This window comes from Serratia quinivorans, from assembly GCF_052113645.1.
In the GTDB taxonomy this organism is placed as follows: Bacteria; Pseudomonadota; Gammaproteobacteria; order Enterobacterales; family Enterobacteriaceae; genus Serratia; species Serratia quinivorans_B.
This window is the reverse complement of record NZ_JBIEIU010000025.1, coordinates 42,180-49,833: the sequence shown is the minus strand read 5'-3', so window position 1 is coordinate 49,833 and position 7,654 is coordinate 42,180. Positions and strand designations below refer to the sequence as shown.

At 56.3% G+C, this 7,654-nt stretch carries 5 protein-coding genes; 1 reads left to right on the top strand and 4 read right to left on the bottom strand.

Going from position 1 to position 7,654, the window contains the following annotated elements:
- Window positions 1–755 precede the first annotated feature (755 nt).
- Genes hemY through hemC form a run of 4 tightly spaced genes read right to left on the bottom strand, consistent with a single transcriptional unit; the run spans window position 756 to window position 4,782 of the window.
- Window positions 756–1,952 carry a protoheme IX biogenesis protein HemY gene (gene hemY / locus ACGS9J_RS25745; RefSeq protein WP_442233449.1) on the bottom strand — a complete coding sequence of 399 codons (1,197 nt, stop codon included), beginning with the start codon at window positions 1,950–1,952 and terminating at the stop codon, window positions 756–758.
- Between the two features lie 3 nt (window positions 1,953–1,955).
- Window positions 1,956–3,080 (bottom strand): uroporphyrinogen-III C-methyltransferase, encoded by a 1,125-nt coding sequence (gene hemX / locus ACGS9J_RS25740; RefSeq protein WP_442233448.1) that lies wholly within the window; start codon window positions 3,078–3,080, stop codon window positions 1,956–1,958.
- Window positions 3,081–3,103: 23 nt separating this feature from the next.
- Window positions 3,104–3,844: a uroporphyrinogen-III synthase gene (gene hemD, locus ACGS9J_RS25735; RefSeq protein WP_442233447.1), complete on the bottom strand. Its 741-nt coding sequence runs from the start codon at window positions 3,842–3,844 to the stop codon at window positions 3,104–3,106.
- A complete protein-coding gene (hemC, locus tag ACGS9J_RS25730; protein WP_442233446.1) occupies window positions 3,841–4,782 on the bottom strand; it encodes a hydroxymethylbilane synthase in 942 nt (313 codons plus the stop codon). The genes hemD and hemC overlap by 4 nt, the downstream gene beginning before the upstream one ends.
- A 316-nt stretch (window positions 4,783–5,098) precedes the next feature.
- Here hemC and ACGS9J_RS25725 point away from each other — a divergent pair, with 316 nt between their 5' ends.
- Window positions 5,099–7,651 (top strand): class I adenylate cyclase, encoded by a 2,553-nt coding sequence (locus ACGS9J_RS25725; RefSeq protein ID WP_442233445.1) that lies wholly within the window; start codon window positions 5,099–5,101, stop codon window positions 7,649–7,651.
- Window positions 7,652–7,654 lie beyond the last annotated feature (3 nt).

The following is a 7,654-nucleotide window of genomic DNA, read 5'->3' as shown; positions in this document are numbered from 1 at the left end:
CTGAGTCCGGTAGAATACCGAACCCAGGCCCTGAAAGCCGCTTAATATGAACCGTCCAACTTTATGGGGTCAGTCCACATGAACGGGCTTTTCGCTTTCTGCCATTCGGCCTTCTGCCGCTCGTCTCTCCCATCCTGTTCTCTGTTCTCTGTTCTCTATCGGTCGTTCTCCGCCTGAACGTTTTTGGGGCCATGTTGGCTTTTGACGACATCGACATGGCGCATTGTCGTCAGCTTGAGACATTTAACTTAATGATTTTATTTGATAAAAATCACTTTGGCTTAAGTCGTCGTTCTAAGGCGACATATCAGCAGACGTCATGCGGAGAGGGCAGAAAGGTATGCGGGGCGGTATTAATCGCAGTGATGATATTAAATTCTTTTAAATTCAACTAAGTAGATTTTTTGTCGCAAGGGTTGATGCGTTTTTTCCAAAGTTGGCACGCCAAGTGCAATATCTATGTTGTAGATGCTCATTCCACCTCTTATGTTCGCCTTAGGCTTCATAAACCCTGGGAATGACGCAGAGCCGATTTAGGGTGCCTATTGCCCACCAGAACGATGACGGCGTTGCTTGCAACACTGTCATCACACTCCGGGCATAACGTTGAGTGAGGCACCGCCCCTGTTGTCCTAGACCTGATTGCTTTTTTATACACTTGCCATCGCGGCAAGTGTTTTTTTTTGCCTGCGAGCTACCGACAGGCAAAAAAAAGCGCGACATAATGCCGCGCTTCGATCGTATTGATGATGTTGTCAGGGTTCGCCGTTTTGTTTCAGCGTTAGCATCAGGCCTTCACGACGCATCTGTGCGGCCTCGTCCGAGCGGTGCAGTTTCTCCAGCACATCAGCCAGCCAGGCATAATCGTAGGCATCCGGACGCTGTTTCAGCGCTTCCCGGAATGCATCGGCAGCTGGCTGCCATTCTCCGTGTTTCATCAACAACTGACCTAGCGTACTGTTCAGCAGCGGTGTTGCGCCATGCTGCTTCACCTGCTGGCGCAGCGCTTTCTCCAGCTGTTGCGGATTGCCGGATTTTAGGCGTGGGATCAACAGTACCAGGCGTTCGTCATACTGACGTTTCAGGCTGTCGAGCACGATTTCTTGCGCCAATTCATGGTCATTGCATTCGATCAGGTGTTCCACCATCGCAATTTGCAACGGCACCTCATGGCGGATTTTTCGGCTCTGATCTTTCCACCAACGTTTCAGGCCGTCGCTGCCTTCATCTGCCATCGCCTGATTCATCAGGCCAATATAGGCCTGCTGTTGCAGCGCCTGCAGCTCAGCCTCGGTGTGCAGGTTGATCTTGCTCATCGACGGCAGGATCTCCAACAGCGAGGCGAAGGCGCCGGTGCGCAAATAAGCCAGCTCTGCCAGCCGTAGCACTTCCGGATGACGTGGTGCCTGGTTCAGCAAGCGATCGACACCGTGGCGGGCGGCATGGTTTTCTCCCTGAGCCAGTTGGATGCGCACACGCGTGATATCTACTGGCAACTGGTCGGTGTCGGCGGCTTCGGCGGCGCGTTCCAGGTATTGGTTCGTGCGGAAGTCATCACCGCGTTGCTGCGCGGCTTCGGCGGCCAGCAGGTAGTTCACCACCGGCTGCTCGGCGTGATCGGCATTGCGCGTCAGCAATTTTTCAACCTGCTTGTAATCGCCTTCGGCCAGTTTGATCAGCGCGGCCTTGGTCTGCTTACGCGCACGGCTGCGTTTGCGGCCCAGGAACCAACCGCGGGTGCGGGCGCTGGTGCTGAAGATACGACGCAGGATCCATTCGATCACCAGCAGCACAACAAACAGCAGGATGCCCATGATCACCAGGCCGGTGACGCTGGTTTCGATGTTGTAGTTATCGGTCTGAATCAGCACATAGCCCTGATGGCCGGCCAACATAGGCCCGACCACTACGCTTGCGATCAACACCAGGAACAGAAATAGCACGCGTAACATGGCTTATCCCTCCTGATGAGTGGCAGGGGACTGGGCCATCAGATTACGCACCCGGGTCTGCATCAGTTTTTCCAGCAACGGCTGGCTTTTCAGCTGATCCGGCACGTCCATGGTGATCGACTGCTGGCTCAGGGCATCCAACTCTTCCAGGAAAGCTTTCGTGGCCGGGTCGGTGGTATCGAAGTAGGCGCGCACCCAGGTGGAGATGGTTTCCAGCGACTGTTTGTACACTTCGTTCTGATGGCGCGGGATCGCCTGTGCGGCGACCAGCAGGCGCGAACGGATATTTTCGCGCAGGTAAATGTCCTGATTTGGCGCCAGCAGCGGTTCGGCATTGCTGTCGCGGCGGCGGACGGTAATAAAGTCGGCCATAAAGTTGTGCCAACTTTTGGTCAGATTTTGCCGCCATTCGCCGATCGAGCTGGACAGCTCACTGCTGTCTTGATCCATCGGCGCTTCGTCGCTGTCGTTATCCGCCAGGCGCAGGTTATCCACCTGGTTGGACAACTGATTGGTCTTGAGAATGATGCCGTCGAAATCTACCTGAGTCAGGGTAGACAGCGTGCTGACGTCTTCGGTGATGGCGCGACGAACCTCGAGAAGGCTCGGGTCATTCATATCCGCCAGGCTGGCATCGGCGCTTTTCAGCAGGGCGGCGGCGGTAGTGACGTCTTGATCGCTCCACAGCTTACGCCCGGCCATTTTCACCAGAAAATCGGCCTGTGCCAGCAACCAGGTTTTGGCGTCGCTGCCGGAGATGACGGCGACTTTTTCTTGCAGCTCACTCAGTTGTCGCGCCAGGGTCGCCTGTTCGCGATCGGCGGCGTCCAGCGTTTTGCCCTGTTGTTGCAACAAGCCTTCCAGCGCACTTCTTTCCTGCTGTTGGCTCTGTTTCAACGTTTCAAGCTGTTGCTGCAAGGTTTGATTGGCGGCAATAAGCTGCTGCGCCTGTCGATGTGTGTGGTAATAACCACCGGCGGCCAGAGCGATAACCAGCACGATCGCGATCGCGCCCAATACCGGGCCGGTATTCTTACCTTTACGCTTGTCAGCGTCTGGCTGCTGGGGGCTCTCAACCGCAGAGGTTGGCTCTTCAACCGGGGCGGATGGGGTATTTTGTTCCGTCATAGTGGCACATCCCATAGTCAGGTTTATTGTAGCGCGCGGATCAGCGCGTCATTATCGGCGTTATCAGCTACCCGAATTGTGCTCCAGCCCAATTCCTGGGCGAGGGTAGCCAGGCGTTCACTCACTACGACCAGGCGGCAACGTAACAGCCACGAAGAACGGTAGTAATCAGGAACTAAAGTATAGAGCTGTTGTAACATTTCACCGCTGGTGACTACCAGCGTATCAACACCGGCGCGCTGCCAGTGGGCACTTTGCTCGCTGCCATCATAGTGCACCGGGCTGCGTTGATAACATTCATAATAGCTGACGGCAGCGCCGCGCTCGCTCAGCGTGTTGCCGAGCAGCTCGCGTCCGCCGTTGCCGCGCAGGATCAGCGCTTGCTTACCGTCCAGTTTCTGCAGGGCCGGCAGCAGTAACAAGGTTTCGCTGATCTCTTGATCGCGCGGATATTCCACCGGCAGGCTGCTGATGCGGTGCATCGCCAGCGCGGTGTTGCGGCCGATAGCATAATAGGCCAGCCTGGCAGGCCAGGTCAGCCCGGCACGACCCATCACCGAGTGGGCGTAGCTCACCGAATGCTGCGACAGGATAAACACCAGATCGCCATCATTAAGCTGTTGCAGCGCCAGCGGCAGTTTGGGCAGATCGCCGCCGGGGGCGAAGTCGATCAGCGGGGCATGATAGGCAACCCGGCCGAGTGCGCGCAGTCGGCTTACCAATTGCTCTCCTGAAGGAGAGGGGCGGGTTACCAGGATCGTCATGCCGGGGGATTTCCCTGATAAACGTCTTGGAGAATTTCACGAGCGCCTTGCGCCAACAACTCTTCCGCCAGCTCAATGCCCATCTGCTCGGCGAGAGCTGCCGGGCCGCGACGTTCGCCGCGCACCATCTGACTGCCGTCCGGGGAGCCCACCAACGCACGCAGCCACAGGCTGTCGCCATCCAGTTCGGCATAGCTGCCGATCGGCACCTGGCAACCGCCTTCCAGACGGGTATTCATCGCCCGTTCGGCGCGTACGCGGGTTTCGGTTGCGGTGTGATTGAGCGACGCCAGCAGCGCGCGCGTGGTTTCATCGTCGAGGCGGCATTCGATGCCCACCGCACCCTGACCGACTGCCGGCAGGCACTCTTCCGGGCTCAGCGGACTGCGGATGCGTTGCTCCAGTCCCAGACGCTTAAGTCCGGCGACCGCCAAAATAATGGCGTCGTAATCGCCGTTATCCAACTTGGCCAGACGGGTGCCGACGTTGCCGCGCAGATCGCGAACGATCAGATCCGGACGGCGCTCACGCAGCTGGCATTGGCGACGCAGGCTGGAGGTGCCGACCACGCTGCCCTGCGGCAGTTGATCGAGCGAGGCGAAACGATTGGAAACAAATGCGTCGCGCGGATCGTCCCGCTCGCAAATGGTCACCAAACCCAAGCCTTCGGGGAAATCCACCGGGACGTCTTTCATCGAATGAACGGCGATATCCGCACGGCCATCCAATAACGCCAGCTCAAGTTCTTTAACAAACAGCCCCTTACCACCGACTTTCGCCAGCGGCGTATCCAGAATAATGTCGCCCCGGGTGACCATTGGCACCAGTTCGACCTGCAGGCCTGGGTGGCTGGCCATCAGGCGCTGTTGCACATAATGTGCTTGCCAGAGAGCGAGCGGGCTTTGTCGGGTGGCAATTCGAATAATTTTGTCTAACATGCTTGTTACCGTTTTTATAATTCGCCGTTCATCCTACCACTGAGTGTGAAAACTGTCAGTGCCAGAAGCCACAGGCGAAGAAAGGACAACGGAATCAACGGGACGTGTGATGTGTTTTGGGGCAGTTAACACTGCGGGTAAATCGTTTGGAGTGGCGCTACAATAATAGTGAAGCGTTACTTCCTTTACGGTCAATCAGCAAGGTGTTAAATTGATCACGTTTCCAACAATAAGTCGCCAAATATTCTTCCAACACTAACGGCACTTATGGAATACGGGTTTTTTTCTAAACACCGGGATAATCAGGCGAGACGTCTTGTACCTCTACATCGAGACATTGAAGCAGAGACTGGATGCGATCAATCAATTACGAATCGATCGCGCCCTAGCGGCCATGAAGCCCGCGTTTCAACGGGTATACAGTCTGCTGCCTACCTTATTGCACCACCACCACCCACTGATGCCAGGTTATCTGAACGGTAACGTTCCCCATGGCGTTTGCCTCTACACGCCTGATGAAACCCAGCAAGATTACCTCAACGATTTGGAAGACAAATGGGGCAGCCCGTTTGACAAGCTGGCCAGCGGTGAACTGCCGATTACCGGCGTTTACTCAATGGGCAGCACATCGTCGATCGGCCAGAGTTGCAGCTCGGATCTCGACATCTGGGTGTGCCACCAATCCTGGCTGGACAACGAAGAGCGTAACCGCCTGCAACAAAAATGCAGCCTGTTGGAAAAATGGTCGGCGTCGATGGGGGTGGAAGTCAGCTTCTTCCTGATCGATGAAAACCGCTTCCGCCATAACGAAAGCGGCAGCCTGGGCGGCGAAGACTGCGGTTCCACCCAACATATCCTGCTGCTGGACGAGTTTTACCGCACCGCGGTGCGCCTGGCCGGCAAACGCATTTTGTGGAACATGGTGCCGGGCGAAGAAGAAGCGCATTACGATGAGTATGTGCTGTCGCTGTACTCGCAAGGTGCGTTAACGCCGAATGAATGGTTGGATCTCGGCGGCCTGAGCACGCTGTCCGCGGAAGAATACTTTGGCGCCAGCCTGTGGCAACTGTACAAAAGCATCGACTCGCCTTACAAGGCGGTGCTGAAGACTCTGCTGCTGGAAGCCTATTCCTGGGAATACCCGAATACCCAACTGTTGGCGATGGACATCAAGCAGCGCCTGCATCAGGGCGAGATTGTCTGCTTTGGCCTCGACGCCTACTGCATGATGCTCGAACGCGTTACGCATTATCTGAATCAAATCAACGACACCACCCGCCTCGATCTGGTCCGCCGCTGTTTCTACCTGAAAGTTTGCGAAAAACTGTCGCGCGCCAATGCGTGCGTCGGCTGGCGCCGTGAGATCCTCAGCCAACTGGTCAGCGAATGGGGCTGGGACGAAGAGCGCCTGGCGATCCTGGATAATCGCGCCAACTGGAAAATCGAACGGGTGCGTGAAGCGCACAACGAATTGTTGGACGCGATGATGCAAAGCTATCGCAACCTGATCCGCTTCGCCCGCCGCAACAACCTCAGCGTCAGCGCCAGTCCGCAGGATATCGGCGTGCTGACCCGCAAGCTGTACGCCGCGTTTGAGGCGCTGCCCGGCAAGGTGACGCTGGTAAACCCGCAGATCTCGCCGGATCTGTCAGAAGACGACTTAACCTTTATTCATGTGCCGATTGGCCGCGCCAACCGCACCGGCTGGTACCTGTACAATCAGGCACCGGCCATGGACTCGATCGTCAGCCATCAGCCACTGGAATATAACCGCTACCTGAACAAACTGGTGGCCTGGGCTTATTTCAATGGCCTGCTGACGCCAAAAACCCGTCTGCACATCAAGAGCGGCAACCTGTGCGATACCGCCAAGCTGCAGGAACTGGTGGCCGATGTGTCGCACCACTTCCCGCTGCGGCTGGCGGCACCGACGCCAAAAGCCTTGTACAGCCCGTGTGAAATCCGCCACCTGGCGATTATCGTCAATCTGGAAAATGATCCGACCGCCGCTTTCCGCAATCAGGTGGTGCATTTCGACTTCCGCAAGCTCGACGTGTTCAGCTTCGGTCAGCAACAGCAATGCCTGGTGGGCAGTATCGATCTGCTGTACCGCAACTCCTGGAACGAAGTGCGTACTCTGCATTTCAGCGGTGAGCAATCGGTACTGGAAGCGCTGAAGACCATTCTCGGCAAAATGCACCAGGACGCCGCACCGCCGGAATCGGTCGAAGTATTCTGCTACAGCCAGCACCTGCGCGGCCTGATCCGCACCCGTATACAGCAGTTGGTGTCAGAGTGTATTGAACTGCGCCTGTCCAGCACCCGACTGGAGCCGGGCCGTTTCAAAGCGGTGCGGGTTGCCGGCCAGACCTGGGGTTTGTTCTTCGAACGGCTGAGCGTGTCGGTGCAGAAACTGGAAAACGCAGTGGAATTCTACGGCGCCATTTCCAACAACAAATTGCACGGCCTGTCGATCAAAGTGGAAACCGATCAGGTGCATCTGCCGCCGGTGGTGGATGGCTTTGCCAGTGAAGGGATTATCCAGTTCTTCTTCGAAGACACCTCGGACGACAAGGGCTTTAATATCTATATTCTGGATGAGTCTAACCGGGTGGAGGTTTACCACCATTGCGAAGGCAGTAAAGAGGAACTGGTACGTGACGTTAGCCGCTTCTACTCTTCCTCGCACGATCGCTTCACTTACGGTTCCAGCTTTATCAACTTCAATTTGCCGCAGTTCTACCAGATAGTGCAGCTTGATGGCCGCACTCAGGTGATCCCGTTCCGCAGCAACGTGCTGTCGAGCCTGTGCGTTCCCCTGACTGACGGCGCGGCTCAGCCGCTGAAACAGCAGTTCCAGTTGCATTGATAT

Excerpts from the sequence above, each read along its gene's own strand:
- hemY (WP_442233449.1), bottom strand. The coding sequence starts at position 1,952 with ATGTTACGCGTGCTATTTCTGTTCCTGGTGTTGATCGCAAGCGTAGTG.
- hemX (WP_442233448.1), bottom strand. The coding sequence starts at position 3,080 with ATGACGGAACAAAATACCCCATCCGCCCCGGTTGAAGAGCCAACCTCT.
- hemD (WP_442233447.1), bottom strand. The coding sequence starts at position 3,844 with ATGACGATCCTGGTAACCCGCCCCTCTCCTTCAGGAGAGCAATTGGTA.
- hemC (WP_442233446.1), bottom strand. The coding sequence starts at position 4,782 with ATGTTAGACAAAATTATTCGAATTGCCACCCGACAAAGCCCGCTCGCT.